The organism is Pseudohalioglobus sediminis, from assembly GCF_008370495.1.
Classification (GTDB): domain Bacteria; phylum Pseudomonadota; class Gammaproteobacteria; order Pseudomonadales; family Halieaceae; genus Halioglobus.
Genome location: NZ_VTUX01000003.1, coordinates 591,851 through 606,910 on the forward strand (window position 1 = coordinate 591,851; position 15,060 = coordinate 606,910).

Below are 15,060 nucleotides of genomic sequence, written 5' to 3' on the forward strand. Positions count from 1 at the left end.
CTAGGATGATAACAGATCACCAATCAGGAGAAGCAAGGCAGTGCTGCCAGAGATAGAGCTTGACCGTGGATTGCGACTGGGCATATCCGCCCTTGGTTTTGAGCAGGCCACGGAAGTACAGGAACGCGTCATCCCGACCGCATTGGCCGGCAAGGATCTGCTGATCACCGCGGAAACCGGAAGTGGCAAGACGCTCGCCTACCTCGTACCCACATTACAGCGTATTCTCGGCGCCGGGCCTGATCGCAGCGCCGGCGCACTGGCGGTGGTGCTGGTGCCTACCCGTGAGCTTGCGCGGCAAGTACTGAAAAATTGCCGTGACCTGTGCCAGAAAACCCCGTTGCGAGCCCAGGCCATTACCGGCGGTGCAGATTTCAAATACCAGAGAGCGCTGCTGCGTAAAAACCCGGAAATCATCATCGCCACCCCCGGCCGTCTGCTTGAGCATTGCGAGAAAGGCAGCGCAGACCTGGAGTCCGTGCAAACGCTGGTGCTGGACGAGGCCGATCGCATGCTGGATATGGGCTTTCGCGATGACGTGGCTGCCGTGGCCGGGTTCTGCAAGGCGCCGCACCAGGTCATCCTGCTCTCCGCCACCCTGCAGCACCGCGGACTCAGCGCTATGGCGCGCGAGCTCCTGCAGGAACCGGTGACTGTCACCCTGAACCCGGTCAGGCAACCACACAGCAGCATCCATCACCAACGCATACTGGCTGACTCCGGTGAGCACAAGGACAAACTGCTGCTGGCGCTTATGCAGAAAGGTGGCTACCGGCGGGTGCTGGTATTCGCCAATAAGCGCAGCACGGCGCAAAGGCTGGCCGGGCTGCTCTCCCACCACGATTTACGCAGCGGCGCCCTGCACGGTGACCTGACCACGGAAGAACGCAAGCACGTACTCGCCCAGCTGCGTGACAACAAGCTGGATATTGTCTGCGCTTCCGACGTCGCGGCACGCGGACTGGACGTCAAGGACATAGACCTCGTCGTCAATTACGATGTACCGCGCAGCGGCGACGACTATCTGCATCGGACAGGTCGAACCGGTCGCGCCGGCGCCAGCGGGCTGGCCATAACACTGGTCAGCGCCAGTGAATGGAACCTGATGGTCAGTATCCAGCGCTACCTGAAAACCGGATTCGAGGCACGGGCATTGCCGGGACTGAAAGCGCGCTACAGCGGGCCCAAAAAGCAGAAGTCCTCGGGCAAGGCAGCCGGCAGCAAGAAGCGCCGCAAACCAGCCGGCGACAAGAGCAAGTCCAGAGCACGCAACAAAAAGAACCAGGGTAAGCCCTCACGCAAGGGTCCGCCCACGCTCACGGGTGACGGCTTCGCGCCATTGATGAAGAAAAAGCCGAAAGACGACTGATGCGTCTGTTCTTTGCCCTGCTGCCGGAACCGATGTTGTCGCGACGCATCGCCGACTGGCGCGATGCCTACCTGACTGCGCAGGGCAGGCCCGTTCCGGTGGAGAACCTGCACAGCACCCTGGCCTTCCTGGGTGAAGTCAGCCCCCACAGACTGGAGGGGCTTTGCGACAATGTCGACCATTTGCTCGGATCAGCACATCTCCCGGGCGGTAGCCTGAAACTTGACCAGGTTGGGTACTGGCCAAAACCGGGCATTTTCTGGCTTGGGCCCACGACCTGGAGCAGCGCACTGGAGAGGCTGTCGGCACACCTTCGCGGATGCGCAGGTGCTGCAGGCGCAATGAGCAGGCAGCAGCGCTTTCGGCCACACATCACCCTGTTCCGTGGCTGCCGGCAACCGCCACCGGCACCGGCGTCTCCACCCGGTTTTGATTTTCCCTACGAAGACATATCATTGTTACAATCGCGCAGCACCAGGCACGGGGTGCAGTATGAGGAAGTGGCCAACTGGCCCCTCGCCCCGGCTGATAGCCACGCTGACTGAACAGCAAGACGATCAAACCAGGACACCCGGACCTACCAGAATATGGAGCATGTCATGCTTTCCCTGACAGAACTTCCCGTTTTTAGTGATATCGATACCGCGCAAATAGAGCCCACCATCAGTGGTTTGATCGAGCGCAACAAACAGAAGATCGACAGGCTACTCGACTCTGACAAACCGTTTACAGTGGAGAACCTGCTGCAGCCGATTGAAGAGCTGGACGATGAGCTGTCACGCGTTTTTTCACCTGTCTCGCACCTGAACAGCGTTCGCAACAGCGATGAGCTACGCACCGCCTACAACGCCTGCCTGCCCCTGCTTTCCGCATACAGCACCTGGATGGGGCAGCACGAAAAGCTGTACCAGGCCTATCAACAGATCGCCGACGACGCCGGAAATACGCCACTTTCGGACGCACAACGCATGGCCGTCGACAATGCCCTGCGCGACTTTCGCCTTGCCGGAGTCGCCCTGCCTGATGAGGCCAAGCAGCGTTACGGGCAACTGCGCGCGAAACTCTCGAATCTCGGCAGCAAATTTGGCGAAAACGTCCTCGATGCAACCAACGCCTGGTCTAAAGTGGTAACCAGGGAAGAACTGCAGGGGCTGCCAGACACCGCCCTGGCCGCGGCCGAGCAGGCTGCTGCACAGGCCGGCAAGGAAGGCTACCTGATCAACCTCGAGTTCCCGTCGTTCTACCCGGTGCTTACCTATTGCGACAACCGCGAATTGCGACGTGAGGTATACATCGCCAACTGTACCCGCGCGTCGGACCAGGGGCCTCACGCAGGCAGTTGGGACAACGCTGGCACCATGGTAGAAACGCTGGACCTGCGCCGTGAGCTTGCCACGCTACTGGGCTTCGCCAACTATGCTGAGCTTTCCCTGGCCACCAAGATGGCGGAAACCCCCGCAGGGGTTATCGAATTCCTCGAACAACTGGCTGAGAAGTCACGCCCCCAGGCGCAGCAGGAGTGGGCGGAGTTACTTGACTTCGCCGAGCAGGAATATGGCGCTGGCGATGTCCAGGCCTGGGATGTCGCCTACTACAGTGAAAAACTCAAGCAACAACGCTACCAGGTTTCCCAGGAAGATATCCGGCCGTACCTTCCGGCTGACAAGGCGCTTGCCGGCATGTTCGCCATTGTCGAACGCCTTTACGGGATAAAGGTCGATGAGGTGGCGGAGTTCGACAGCTATCATCCCGATGTCAGGCTCTACAACCTGTCGCGAGATGGGGAGCTGATCGCCCACTTCTACCTTGACCTCTATGCCAGGGCAAACAAACGCGGGGGCGCGTGGATGGACAGCTGCCGGGTGCGCCGAGTGCGCGGCACTGAGTTGCAACTACCCGTGGCCTACCTGGTATGCAATTTCACAGCACCGGTGGGCGACGAGCCCGCACTGCTGACACACAACGAGTTAACCACGCTGTTCCACGAATTCGGGCACGGCCTGCATCACATGCTGACGCGCCAGACTATTGCCGCCGTTTCCGGCATCAACGGTGTGCCCTGGGATGCCGTGGAACTGCCCAGCCAGTTCCTTGAGAACTGGTGCTGGGAACCTGAAGCGCTGGCGCTCATCTCCGGTCATTACCAGACCGGAGAGCCACTGCCCGAGGCATTGCTTGAGAAGATGCTGGCCGCGCGCAACTTCCAGTCAGCGATGCAACTGGCCCGTCAGCTCGAGTTCTCCCTGTTTGACTTTTTACTGCACATGCACTGGACAGGCGGCGACGCCGGCACAATACAGGGTGTGATCGACCAGGTGCGTGCGCGGGTGGGTGTCGTCCCGGCACCAGACTGTAACCGTTTCCAGAACAGTTTCAGTCATATTTTTGCCGGAGGCTATGCCGCGGGATACTACAGCTACAAGTGGGCGGAAGTATTGTCGGCAGATGCCTACTCCCGCTTCGAGGAAGAAGGCATCTTCAGCGCTGATGCCGGCGAGGCCTTCCGCACGGAAATCCTGGAGGTCGGCGGCGCTAAAGACCCGATGCAGGCCTTTGTCGCATTTCGCGGCAGGGAGCCCGCCATCGAGGCGCTACTGCGTCACAGTGGCATCGCCGCCTGACGGGTGGCGGCCGCCCCTGCGGCGCGAGGTGTGGTCAGTCCTCTTTACCCAACCATGTATACACCACGCCAGCCAGCGCCGCGCCGATGATCGGAGCGACCCAGAACAGCCAGAGCTGGCTGATCGCCCAGCCACCCTCAAACAGCGCCACCCCGGTACTGCGGGCCGGATTCACCGATGTGTTGGTGACCGGAATGCTGATCAGGTGTATCAGTGTCAGGCCCAGGCCAATAGCCACGGGAGCCAGTGCAGCCGGTGCGCGCTCATCGGTGGCGCCCAGGATGATAATCAGGAACATGAAAGTCATCACGACTTCACATATCAGCGCCGCAGTAAGACTGTAGCCGCCGGGGGAATGCTCACCAAAGCCGTTGGAGGCAAAACCGGCCGTCTCAAAGCCCGGCTGGCCACTGGCAATCAGGAACAGTACCGCTGCGCCAGCCACTCCGCCCAGCACCTGTGCCAGCACATAGGGCCCGAGTTCAGCGGCGGAAAACCTGCCGCCTATAACCAGACCCACTGAAACGGCGGGATTCAGGTGGCAGCCTGAGATATGCCCGATGGCATACGCCATGGTCAGCACGGTCAGGCCAAACGCCAGTGACACACCGAGCAGCCCAATGCCAACATCCGGAAAGGCCGCGGCGAGCACGGCGCTGCCGCAACCCCCCAATACCAGCCAGAAGGTACCGATAAATTCTGCGCCAAGTTTCTTGCTTAAACTCATGCCTGGGATGCCTCTTTATAGTTATCTTTCACAGCGACGCACCGATGCGCCACGCAGTACTGTCAGCCTAGCACATAACCCGCTAATTGCTGCGCCACAGCGCTCCTGCTCTCTGGCCCGGCCCGGAGGCGACAAACAGCTCGATCTCTTTCAGGTCCTCTCCCGTCGAGAGAGCCACCAGCTTCTGCAACAGATAGCCCGCAAATTCCTCAACCGTGGCATTGCGCAGCGGTAGCAGCAAGGTGTCGCTCTTGAGAAAAAGCATCTCCTCGCCATTGAAGATTACGCGATAGTAGTCGCCATCTTCTCGTATCTGCTGATGCGGCGAATTGGCAGCCAGCAGCATGTATTCATCCAGCTCATCGCACAGGGTGGAGAGGCGGTTCTTGTACACGTTGTAGTCGGCAGAAAAGCCGTTGTCACCCATCGGGGCGAGGAAGCGGGCGGAGACGGTGTAGTTGTGCCCGTGGAGGCGTTCACGCTCGGTGGCAGAGAAAATCGTAAAGTGGGCCGCAGAAAACTTGTGACGTTCTTTGCCGATGTACAGGGACCTGTAGTCTTTCATCATCTACTCGCTGGCTATGTTGCCCTGCATTGTCCCGCCTGCCCGCTACCAGCGCAAGCATTGCGCAGACGCTTGACGAGCCGCGGCAAATCATCGACTCTGTCGGGTTTTAGCAGGGTGAAACCATATGAAAGCAGCAATTATCACCGGGGCCAGCGTTGGCATCGGCAGGGAAACGGCCGCGCTGTTCATCGACTCAGGTTACGCGGTGTTCAACCTGTCACGACGTGCCTGCCCTCTGGACGGCGTGCACAACCTTGGCTGCGACCTGTCCTCCGCAGAGTCCGTGGGCGCCTGCACCGCGCAACTGACGGATGCGCTGCAGGTTGCGGAACAGGTGTGCCTGGTCCACAACGCCAGCCAGATGCTCAAGGATTCCGCGCAGGATTGCAGCAGCGACAGCCTGCAGGCTGTGCTGGAGACCAACATCGTCGCCATCAATCGTCTCAACCAGGGCCTGCTGCCGCTCATGAAAACCGGGTCCAGCATCATTTACGTGGGTTCTACCCTGTCAGAAAAGGCTGTGGCCAACTCCTATAGCTATGTCATCAGCAAGCACGCCCAGTTGGGTATGATGCGGGCGACCTGCCAGGACCTGATGGGTCGAGGCATCCACACGGCGCTGGTTTGCCCCGGTTTCACCGACACCGAAATGCTGCGCACCCACATTGGCACCGATGCAGAAGTCGAAGCCGGCATCGCCAGCATGAACAGTTTCAACCGCCTGGTGCAGCCGACGGAGATCGCCGAATTGATCCACTGGGTTCACCATCATCCGGTTATCAACGGCGCCGTGTTACACGCCAATCTCGGCCAGAGGGAAAGCTGAGTGCCCGCAACGGAACGCGATCATTTGCAGGAACGGCGCGAGAGAGTATTCCTGGTGCTGGCAGGCACCTTTCTCTGCGCCATGACCCTGCTGAACGTCATCGGCATCACCCGCTTCGTACAACTCGGGCCGATGGCCCTGGCGGTAGGCGTGCTGCCCTACCCATTGACCTTTCTGTGCACGGACCTGATTTGCGAGCTGTATGGCAAGGCACGCGCCAATTTTCTCGTTAGTGTGGGCCTTGGACTCAATTTTCTCATTCTTGGCGTACTGCTCCTCGGCAACAGCCTGCCCGCCGTACCCGAAGGCAATATGCCGCCGTGGCAGATTCTGCAGCTCGCGGCGCCGGTGGCGTTACCCAATGGTGAGATCGTGGAGCAAACTGTGGGGCTGTACCAGCTGATCTATGCCACAACGTCCGGCGCCGTGTTTGCGTCAATGCTGGCGTATATCGCAGCGCAATACTGCGACGTACAGCTGTTCCACTTCTGGAAGCGCGTTACCCGGGGTAAGTACCTATGGATACGCAACAACTTCAGCACCCTGATGAGCCAGATGGTGGATTCCATCATGGTCATCACTGTAACCTTCGGTGCCGCGTTCCTGCGTGGGGAAATGGCCATGCAGACCCTGCTGGTACTCATCGGCAGCAACTACCTGTTCAAGGCAACGGTGGCCCTGCTTGATACCGGCCCATTCTATCTCGGGGTACATTACCTGCGCCGTTACCTGCACCTGCAACCTGGCGAGATTGCCGTTCCGGGCGGGGCTGAAGCCGGGCCCTGACAGTTCAGGCGGCGACAGCCCGGGCGGCGGTATCGATGATGTCGCGCGCCAATTGCTCAGCGATAACGTGAGTGCAGAGACGTAAGCTGTCCGCCCTTGCCAGCACCTGCTGCAAGGTCTGCTCAATACGCGCGATGTGCGCGCGCTTGTCACCGGCCTGCGAACCAATACGTTGATGGTGCACATCGATGATGCCACCCGCGTTAACAAGAAAGTCAGGGCAATACAGTATGCCCCGCTCCTGCAGGCGCTCGCCGTCGGTTGCCGTCGCCAGCTGGTTATTGGCGGCACCGGCAACGATACCGGCGCGCAGGGTCGGGATCGTGCGAGCATTGAGCACGGCTCCCAGCGCACACGGCGCAAACACATCCGCGGCAGTGGCCAGTATGCTGTCTGTGGAGACCGGTATAACCCCGTGCTGATCGACCGCTCGCTGCAAATTCCCGGGATCGATGTCACAACCCAGCACCACCGCGCCGGCTTCGGCAAGGTATCCTGACAGGTAGTAGCCCACGTTGCCGAGGCCCTGCACCGCAACGCGCAGCCCGCGAAGGCTGTCCTCGCCCAGCCGGTGCCGCACTGCAGTTCTTATTGCCAGAAACACGCCCCATGCCGTGCTCGGCGACGGGTCACCGCCAAATTCGTTTTGCTGCAGACCACTGACGTGCGGCGTGCGCTCCGACATCAGGCGAATATCAGCGACACTGGTGCCGGAATCCTCTGCGGCAACGTAGCGCCCACCCTGCGAGTGCACAAACTCACCCATGGCGCGCATCAATTCGGGCGTCTTGTCCTTGCGCGGATCGCCAATGATCACCGACTTTCCGCCACCGAACGGGAGACCGGCCAGGGCGGATTTGTAAGTCATGCCCCGGGACAGGCGCAATACATCATCCAGCGCCGACTCATCAGAGGCGTAGGGGTACATCCTGCAGCCACCCACGGCTGGCCCAAGGGCCGTATTGTGAACGGCAATTATCGCCCGTAAACCAGACTTCTGCTCACGGCCAAAAGTCACCAGTTCGTGTCCGTCAAAAGACTCGGCATCAAAGATCGACATAGTTTTTCTCCTGTTATTCTAGGCGGCGTTGACGAAGCGCACCTTCTCTGTGCCACTGTCCTGGCCACGAAAACGGCGCCACAACTGCTGCTGTGCCTGTTGCACTTTCTCCCGATTTCGATCTTTCACGTGACCAAAGCCGCGCAGCTGTTTCACCGACGCCACCAGGTCAACTGCCGTGTCATAGTTGTCAGGCTTCAGCTCAGCCATTACGTCATCCAGCAAAGCCCTGTAATCAGCAATGTCCTGGCGCTCCTGCTTACGCTCGTCGGTGTAGCCGAACACGTCCAGCGGTGTACCGCGCAGGACGCGCAGGCGGGCAAGCCAGCTGAATGCCGTCTGCATCCATGGCCCGAACTCACGCTTCTGTAACTCACCTGTCTGTGGGTCACGTGCCGCCAATAGCGGTGGTGCCAGATTGAAGCGCAGCTCAAAATCGCCCTCAAACTTCTCTTCAAGCTTGCGCCGAAACTCGCCATCGGAATACAGCCGCGCTACTTCGTACTCGTCCTTGTAGGCCATCAATCGATACAGTTGGCGGGCAGCGGTGCGGGTAATGGACGCGGCCTCCTCCGCACGCGGATCTGCCTGACGCAATGCATCAAGCGCTTGCCGATATGTCTCGGCATACGCTGCGTTCTGGTAGCGGCTCAACCTGGACACCCGGTCTGCCAGCAACTCGTCCAGTGTCTGTTCACTGCTCTCTGTCCTGGGTGCGTCAAGCAATCCCAGCACGGCATCGGGCTGGTGCGCGTAGCGACGTCCCCAGAGAAAGGCTTTCTTGTTGAAATCGACTGCAACACCATTGAGTTCGATGGCCTGCTCCAGCGCAGCTGCCGAGACCGGCACCAGCCCGCGCTGCCAGGCAAAGCCAAGCAAGAACAGGTTGCTGGCGATGGAGTCGCCGAGCAATTGCGTGGCTACACGGGTAGCGTCGATGAAGAAGCAGTTCTCCTCGCCCACCTCGCTGGCGACCTTGTCATGCATTGCCCCCGCGGGAAACTTTGCGTCCGGGTCAAGGATAAAGGCGGATGTCGGCACCTCGGCGGAGTTCACCACCGCATGGCTGCGCCCCTGGGCGACCTTGCCCATCGCCTCGTAGGATGACGCCACCACGAGGTCGCAACCGATCAACAGGTCCGCCTCTCCGGCCGGAATCCTCACCGCCTTGATGTCTTCCTGGTCTTCACCGACACGCACGTGGCTTACCACGGCGCCGAACTTCTGCGCCAGGCCGGTCTGGTTCATGGTGGCGCAGCCCTTGCCCTCGATATGCGCTGCCATTGCCACCAGTGCAGTAATCGTGAGCACGCCGGTGCCACCCACGCCGGTGACTACCGTGTTCCAGGGCCGCTCCAGCGAGGGCAGTTGCGGTTCCGGCAACGGATCGAACACGGCCGTCACATCACCCAGGTCAGCCTTGGGACGTCTCAGCTGCCCCCCGATCACGGTCACAAAGCTCGGGCAAAAGCCCTTGGCACAGCTGTAATCCTTGTTGCAGGCGCTCTGGTCGATTTCCCGCTTGCGACCCAGTGGTGTTTCCTTCGGCAACACTGACAGGCAGTTCGACTTGAGGCTGCAGTCCCCGCAGCCCTCACAGACCTCGTCATTGATAAACAGGCGTTTGGCGGGATCTTCCAGCCTGCCCTTCTTGCGGCGCCTGCGTTTCTCGGCGGCACAGGTCTGCTGGTAAATGATGACTGACGTGCCAGTGAACTCGCGTAGTTCTCGCTGCAGCGCGTCCATTTCATCACGGTGGTGCAGCGTGTACCCGGGGGTGTCACGGAACTGGCCTCGCCATTGTTCCGGCTCATCGCTTACCAGGGCAATGCGGCGCACACCCTCCCCCCGCAGTTGCAGGAGCAGGTCAGCTACCGAAAGCGAGCCATCGATGGGTTGGCCGCCGGTCATGGCCACCGCGTCGTTATAGAGGATCTTGTAGGTGATATTCACCCCCGCTGCGACCGCCGCGCGGATGGCGAGAATGCCGGAGTGAAAATACGTGCCATCGCCCAGGTTCTGGAACACATGCGTCGTTTCGGTAAACGGCGCCTGGCCTATCCATGTCGCCCCCTCACCGCCCATCTGGGTAAAGGTGAAGGTGTCGCGATCAGGCATCCAGGTCGCCATGTAGTGGCAGCCAATACCACCCATGGCGTGGCTGCCTTCCGGCACCCGGGTGGAAGTATTGTGCGGACAGCCACTGCAGAAATGCGGTACGCGCTCAATGCTTTCACGTGGCTTTGCCAGCGAGGTCTCTTTCTCTTCGATCCAGCGGATACGCTGGTCCATGGTTTCCGACTGGTAGAAGCGGCGTATTCGACTGGCTATAGCCAGGGCGACAATGGCGGGGGTCAGTTCACCCAGGTTCGGCAGCAGATCGCGTCCCTTCTCGTCAAACTCGCCCACCACCCGCGGGCGCGAGCCAACGGCGTAGTTATATAGCTGACCGGTCATTTGATCCTCAATGACGGAGCGCTTCTCCTCCACTACCAGGATTTCCTCGAGGCCGTCAGCAAATGCGGCCGTGGTCCGCGGCTCCAGCGGCCAGGGCATACCTACCTTGTAGACACGCAAACCGATCTCCGAGGCGACAGCCTCATCAATCCCCATATCTTCCAGCGCCTGCATAACGTCCAGGTAGGCCTTGCCGGAGGTAACAATACCGAAGCGTGGATTGGCGCTGTCCAGGACAATGCGGTTCAGCCCGTTGACGCGAGCAAACTCGCGGGCGGCATAAATCTTGTACTTGTTGAGACGCAACTCCTGTTCCAGGGGCTTGTCGGGCCAGCGCGCGTGCACGCCGCCCGCTGGCAGTTGAAAGTCCTCGGGGGTGACAATCTGGATGCGATTCGGGTCAATGTCCGCTGATATCGCCGAATCCATATTCTCGGTTATGGCTTTCAAGGCGACCCAGCAACCACTGTAGCGGGACAACTCCCAACCAAAGACGCCCAGGTCCAGCACTTCCTGCACATTTGCCGGCGCGAGCACGGGCACCGAGGCGCCCATGAACATATGCTCTGACTGGTGGGGCAGGGTCGAGGACTTGCAGGCATGATCGTCACCGGCGACAGCCAGCACACCGCCAAAGCGCGACGTGCCGAACGCATTGGCATGCTTGATAACGTCCATGGAGCGATCAACGCCGGGGCCTTTTCCGTACCACATGCCAAATACGCCGTCGTACCTGGCGCCCTCGAACAAGTTGGTTTGCTGGCTGCCCCATACCGCCGTGGCGGCGAGGTCTTCATTCAGGCCCGGCTGAAAGTGGACGTTGTGCTTGTCCAGCCAGGGTTTGGCTTTCCACATGGCCTGGTCAACCGTGCCCAGCGGCGAACCGCGGTAACCGGAGATAAAAGCAGCGGTATTCAAGCCGCGGTTCTGGTCGCGCTGGTGTTGCAACATGGGCAGGCGCACCAGCGCCTCAATGCCGGTCATGTAAGCGCGCGTGGCGTCGAGCGCATATTTGTCATCAAGCGAGATTTTACGCAGCTTTGCAGTTTGGTCTGAACCCATCGTCTCTTCACCACCATCAATTTTTATAAGGGGAAGTGTGGTTGAACCGGGGCGAAATTGTTATTTGATTTAAGCCGAATTCACGGCTATAAATGCATATTTAAGTCTTAGTTAGGCCATTTGGAGGCTAATTTGACCTATTCTCTCACCAAGCAGGATGTCGGCATCCTCAGGCTGCTGCAGCGGGACGCCACCACGAGCACCGCGGCCATCGCGGAGAAGATCAATATTTCCCAGTCTCCGTGCTGGCGCCGGATCAATCGGATGGAGCAGGACGGCCTGATTCGCGGTCGCGTCGCATTACTTGATCGCACAGCCCTGGGAATGGACGTGGTGGTGTTTGCTACCATCAACCTCACCTCTACAGGACGGCAGAACCTGATTGAATTCGAACGGGAGATCGTCGGCCATCCCGAAGTGATAGAGTGTTATACGATGACCGGGATCTGGGATTACATGCTGAAAATCGTCACGCGGGACATTCGCCACTATGAAGCATTTGTGCGCAACACGCTTACCGCGAGCCCATCGATACGCGAGCTGCACTCCCATATGGCAGTAACTGAAATCAAGAACACCACCGAACTGCCACTGGACAGCCAATTGTGAGCCCCCTCCTGCACAGCAAGCTACCAGACGTGGGTACCACGATTTTTTCCCGTATGTCAGCACTGGCGGCGCAACATAATGCCCTGAACCTGTCGCAGGGTTTTCCCGACTTCGATGCGCCACTGGCCTTGCGCGAAGCGCTGGCGGAGGCAGTGATGGAGGGCCACAACCAGTATGCTCCCATGACCGGCCTGCCCTCCCTGCGCGAGCAACTGGCTCTGCAGTTGCATCTGCATCGCGGTGTCACCGCCGATGCCGAGACTGAGATTACCGTGCTGCCGGGTGCCACCGAGGGTATTTTCTGCACGATCATGGCCTGCGTGGGCCGCGGTGATGAGGTAATCGTTCTCGACCCCAGCTACGATTCCTACGCACCCTCGATCACCATGGCCGGCGGCCACCCCGTGCACGTGGCACTATCGGCGGAGAGCTTCGCGCCCGACTGGGATGCCATCGCTGATGCCATCACCGCGCGCACCCGCATGATCATCATCAACACGCCGCACAATCCCACTGGGACGATCTGGTCTGATGATGACTTCAGGCAGCTGGAAACCCTGTCGCAAGAACATGGCCTGCTGGTGTGTTCGGATGAGGTATATGAGCACCTGGTGTTCGATGGTGACCAGCACCGCAGCGTATTACAGTACCCCGGCCTGCGCGAGCGTGCCTTCGCCTTGTTTTCCTTTGGTAAGACTTTCAGTGTAACCGGATGGAAAACGGGGTATTGCGTGGCGCCGGCGGGCCTGAGTGCCGAGTTGCGCAAGGTTCACCAGTTCGTCGCCTTTGTCGCTGTCACGCCGGTTCAGCAGGCTGTGGCCCGCTTTCTCGAGGCTGAGCCGCAATATCCGGCCCAACTGGCCGCAGACTACCAGCAACGGCGGGACATGTTTTGCTCCGCCCTGGCCGCTTCGCGTTTCCGGCTAACCCCGAGCCGGGGCACCTACTTCCAATTGCTGGACTACAGTGAAATAAGTGACTTGCCTGACCTGCAGCTGTGCGAGCAGTGGACCGAAGAAGTCGGCATCGCCTCGATTCCCATATCCGTTTTTTACCGGAAACCACCCGCTCAGCAGGTACTGCGTTTCTGCTTTGCCAAGCGCGAAGAGGTACTGCTGGAGGCTGCGGAAAGACTATGCAAGATATGAAAGTGAGCCTGGTCCAGCGCGAACTGGCCTGGGAGAGCCCCGCCGAAAACCGCGACCATATAGCCGACGCACTGGATGCAATGACAGAACGCCCTGACCTGGTCGTGCTACCGGAAATGTTCACCACCGGTTTTTCCATGAATGCGGTCGCCAACGCAGAAGCCCCCGGCGGACCCAGCGAGCAGTGGCTGCAGCGACAGGCACGGCGACTGGACTGCGCCATAACCGGCAGTATCGCTGTTCGCGATGGCGAGCAGGTATTTAATCGCATGCTGTTCGCCACGCCAGAGGCATGCCACCATTACGACAAACGCCACCTCTTTCGCATGGCTGGCGAGCACAAGCGCTACCAGGGCGGAAAAGCGCGCGTCGTTGTCAACTGGCGGGGGTGGCGCATACTGTTACAGGTCTGCTATGACCTGCGCTTCCCGGTCTTCAGCCGCAATCGCAACGACTATGACCTCGCTCTGTACGTTGCCAACTGGCCTGCCGCGAGACGGGCGCACTGGCGCCAGTTGCTTATCGCCCGTGCCATTGAAAACCTGGCTTACGTGATCGGCGTAAACCGGATAGGCGACGACGCCAATGGCCTGCACTACAGTGGCGACAGCCTGGCGATCGGGCCGGAGGGCGACATTATGGCAGACCTGCTGGACCAGCCCGCCACCACCAGCGTGACGCTATCCGCAGCTCAACTCGAGGCATACCGACAGCGTTTTCCAGCGCATCGCGACGCCGATGTATTTCAACTAGACTGAATACCAGCGTGAACTGCACGCCCAACGCACAGTCCTATCAACTGTGTGCCGTGGAACAGGAGAAGCAACTATGCAGGTTGAATCAGAAGACCGTTTTATCGAGGAACCCCGGAAGAAGGGGCTGCCGCTATTACCTATTGTTGCGGTCGCGATCATCGCGATAGCCGCTGGGTGGTTTTTCCTGTCCGACAAGGAGCCTTCGTCAACGGGGCAGCTGGACACCGGGGCCGTAACCCCGGCAGACATGGCGCCAAACGGTGGCAAGCCGGCGACAGAACAGCCCGCGGCACCTGATATCCCCAGGGTCTCACCAATGCCAGCGCCCACCGGCGATGCGCCGGAGGAAACAGTGGCAGCAGAACCGCCCCTGACGCTTGCACAGAGCGACCCGCTGGTGAGAACGGCGTTATCACCCTCTCTTGAGGGCAGCGTTTTCGCCGCGGCACTCACCGAGGACAACCTGCTGGAGCGCGCTACAGCCCTGGTCGACGCCACCGGCAACGGCGGCCTGTTGCGGGAGGTACTAACAATACCGAAGCCGGAAGGAAAGTTTGAAATCGTGCGGGTGGACGGGGAGATAGTCGCCGATCCAGCCAATTACCGCCGCTATGATGTCTATGCTGAATCCATCGCCAGTCTGGATATGGACTACCTTGCCACTACCTTCCACCGTCTGCGCCCCCTGCTGGAACAGGCCTATGCGGGCCTCGGATACCCAGCGGAGGAAATGGACAACGCGCTCATCCGCGCGCTCGACCAGGTGATTGCAGCGCCGGTTCTGGATCAGCCAGCAGTGCTGGAAGCACACGTGAATACCTTTGTTTACCAGGACCCGGAGCTGGAGCAGTTAAGCCCGCTGGCCAAGCAGTTGATGCGCATGGGACCGGCAAACCAGGCCATTGTGCAGAGCCAGGCCGCAAAACTGCGCGCTGCCCTACTCGGCGGCTGAAACGGGAAGGAAGGGCCGGAACAGGCTAAGACACACCGGTCTCCCGAGCTGCCAGGCCCGCAGTCAACACGCTAGCAAGCCTGCGGAGAGGCACGTCATACTACCTGCCCTGTCGCCTGG

Annotated in this window: 13 protein-coding genes; 9 read left to right on the forward strand and 4 right to left on the reverse strand. The window is 60.0% G+C overall.

Features of this window, described 5'->3' with window-relative positions:
* Positions 1 to 40: 40 nt before the first annotated feature.
* The 3 genes from F0M18_RS09315 to prlC are packed head-to-tail and all read left to right on the forward strand — an operon-like array spanning position 41 to position 3,990.
* A complete protein-coding gene (locus tag F0M18_RS09315) occupies positions 41 to 1,369 on the forward strand; it encodes a DEAD/DEAH box helicase (protein ID WP_149611124.1) in 1,329 nt (442 codons plus the stop codon).
* Positions 1,369 to 1,914 (forward strand): RNA 2',3'-cyclic phosphodiesterase, encoded by a 546-nt coding sequence (thpR, locus tag F0M18_RS09320; RefSeq protein WP_149611125.1) that lies wholly within the window; start codon positions 1,369 to 1,371, stop codon positions 1,912 to 1,914. The genes F0M18_RS09315 and thpR overlap by 1 nt, the downstream gene beginning before the upstream one ends.
* Before the next feature lie 54 nt (positions 1,915 to 1,968).
* The gene (prlC, locus tag F0M18_RS09325; RefSeq protein ID WP_262500893.1) at positions 1,969 to 3,990 is read left to right on the forward strand and encodes an oligopeptidase A; all 2,022 of its coding nucleotides are present in this window, start codon (positions 1,969 to 1,971) and stop codon (positions 3,988 to 3,990) included.
* A 34-nt stretch (positions 3,991 to 4,024) separates the two neighbouring features.
* Here prlC and aqpZ read toward each other — a convergent pair whose 3' ends face one another.
* Both aqpZ and F0M18_RS09335 read right to left on the reverse strand, forming a co-directional pair.
* Entirely contained in the window at positions 4,025 to 4,717 is a 693-nt protein-coding gene (aqpZ, locus tag F0M18_RS09330; RefSeq protein WP_149611127.1) for an aquaporin Z, read from the reverse strand.
* Between the two features lie 82 nt (positions 4,718 to 4,799).
* Complete coding sequence (locus F0M18_RS09335) at positions 4,800 to 5,282, reverse strand: 6-pyruvoyl trahydropterin synthase family protein (RefSeq protein ID WP_149611192.1); 483 nt, start codon at positions 5,280 to 5,282, stop codon at positions 4,800 to 4,802.
* A 127-nt stretch (positions 5,283 to 5,409) separates the two neighbouring features.
* Between F0M18_RS09335 and F0M18_RS09340 the strand changes: the two genes are divergently transcribed.
* Both F0M18_RS09340 and F0M18_RS09345 read left to right on the forward strand, forming a co-directional pair.
* Positions 5,410 to 6,111, forward strand: a complete 702-nt coding sequence (locus F0M18_RS09340; RefSeq protein ID WP_149611128.1) for an SDR family NAD(P)-dependent oxidoreductase — start codon at positions 5,410 to 5,412, stop codon at positions 6,109 to 6,111.
* Positions 6,112 to 6,897 (forward strand): queuosine precursor transporter, encoded by a 786-nt coding sequence (locus F0M18_RS09345; protein ID WP_262500894.1) that lies wholly within the window; start codon positions 6,112 to 6,114, stop codon positions 6,895 to 6,897. It begins immediately after the preceding gene.
* A gap of 4 nt (positions 6,898 to 6,901) precedes the next feature.
* Here the strand turns inward: F0M18_RS09345 and F0M18_RS09350 are convergent, their stop codons facing one another.
* Positions 6,902 to 7,957 carry a Glu/Leu/Phe/Val family dehydrogenase gene (locus F0M18_RS09350; protein WP_149611129.1) on the reverse strand — a complete coding sequence of 352 codons (1,056 nt, stop codon included), beginning with the start codon at positions 7,955 to 7,957 and terminating at the stop codon, positions 6,902 to 6,904.
* A gap of 18 nt (positions 7,958 to 7,975) precedes the next feature.
* On the reverse strand, positions 7,976 to 11,476 hold the full coding sequence (locus F0M18_RS09355) for an indolepyruvate ferredoxin oxidoreductase family protein (protein ID WP_149611130.1): 3,501 nt from the start codon (positions 11,474 to 11,476) through the stop codon (positions 7,976 to 7,978).
* Between the two features lie 132 nt (positions 11,477 to 11,608).
* Between F0M18_RS09355 and F0M18_RS09360 the strand changes: the two genes are divergently transcribed.
* From F0M18_RS09360 to F0M18_RS09375, 4 genes are all read left to right on the forward strand, one after another.
* Positions 11,609 to 12,085: an Lrp/AsnC family transcriptional regulator gene (locus F0M18_RS09360; protein WP_149611131.1), complete on the forward strand. Its 477-nt coding sequence runs from the start codon at positions 11,609 to 11,611 to the stop codon at positions 12,083 to 12,085.
* Positions 12,082 to 13,233: a methionine aminotransferase gene (locus F0M18_RS09365; protein WP_394349395.1), complete on the forward strand. Its 1,152-nt coding sequence runs from the start codon at positions 12,082 to 12,084 to the stop codon at positions 13,231 to 13,233. Before F0M18_RS09360 ends, F0M18_RS09365 begins: the two co-directional genes overlap by 4 nt.
* Complete coding sequence (locus F0M18_RS09370; RefSeq protein ID WP_149611132.1) at positions 13,221 to 13,991, forward strand: amidohydrolase; 771 nt, start codon at positions 13,221 to 13,223, stop codon at positions 13,989 to 13,991. Before F0M18_RS09365 ends, F0M18_RS09370 begins: the two co-directional genes overlap by 13 nt.
* A 70-nt stretch (positions 13,992 to 14,061) precedes the next feature.
* Positions 14,062 to 14,940, forward strand: a complete 879-nt coding sequence (locus tag F0M18_RS09375) for a DUF3014 domain-containing protein (RefSeq protein WP_149611133.1) — start codon at positions 14,062 to 14,064, stop codon at positions 14,938 to 14,940.
* Positions 14,941 to 15,060 lie beyond the last annotated feature (120 nt).

What these genes read in the sequence shown, in the direction of transcription:
- F0M18_RS09355 (WP_149611130.1), bottom strand. Translation starts at nt 11,476, where the DNA reads ATGGGTTCAGACCAAACTGCAAAGCTGCGTAAAATCTCGCTTGATGAC.
- prlC (WP_262500893.1), top strand. Translation starts at nt 1,969, where the DNA reads ATGCTTTCCCTGACAGAACTTCCCGTTTTTAGTGATATCGATACCGCG.
- F0M18_RS09375 (WP_149611133.1), top strand. Translation starts at nt 14,062, where the DNA reads ATGCAGGTTGAATCAGAAGACCGTTTTATCGAGGAACCCCGGAAGAAG.
- F0M18_RS09350 (WP_149611129.1), bottom strand. Translation starts at nt 7,957, where the DNA reads ATGTCGATCTTTGATGCCGAGTCTTTTGACGGACACGAACTGGTGACT.
- thpR (WP_149611125.1), top strand. Translation starts at nt 1,369, where the DNA reads ATGCGTCTGTTCTTTGCCCTGCTGCCGGAACCGATGTTGTCGCGACGC.
- F0M18_RS09370 (WP_149611132.1), top strand. Translation starts at nt 13,221, where the DNA reads ATGCAAGATATGAAAGTGAGCCTGGTCCAGCGCGAACTGGCCTGGGAG.
- F0M18_RS09335 (WP_149611192.1), bottom strand. Translation starts at nt 5,282, where the DNA reads ATGAAAGACTACAGGTCCCTGTACATCGGCAAAGAACGTCACAAGTTT.
- aqpZ (WP_149611127.1), bottom strand. Translation starts at nt 4,717, where the DNA reads ATGAGTTTAAGCAAGAAACTTGGCGCAGAATTTATCGGTACCTTCTGG.
- F0M18_RS09340 (WP_149611128.1), top strand. Translation starts at nt 5,410, where the DNA reads ATGAAAGCAGCAATTATCACCGGGGCCAGCGTTGGCATCGGCAGGGAA.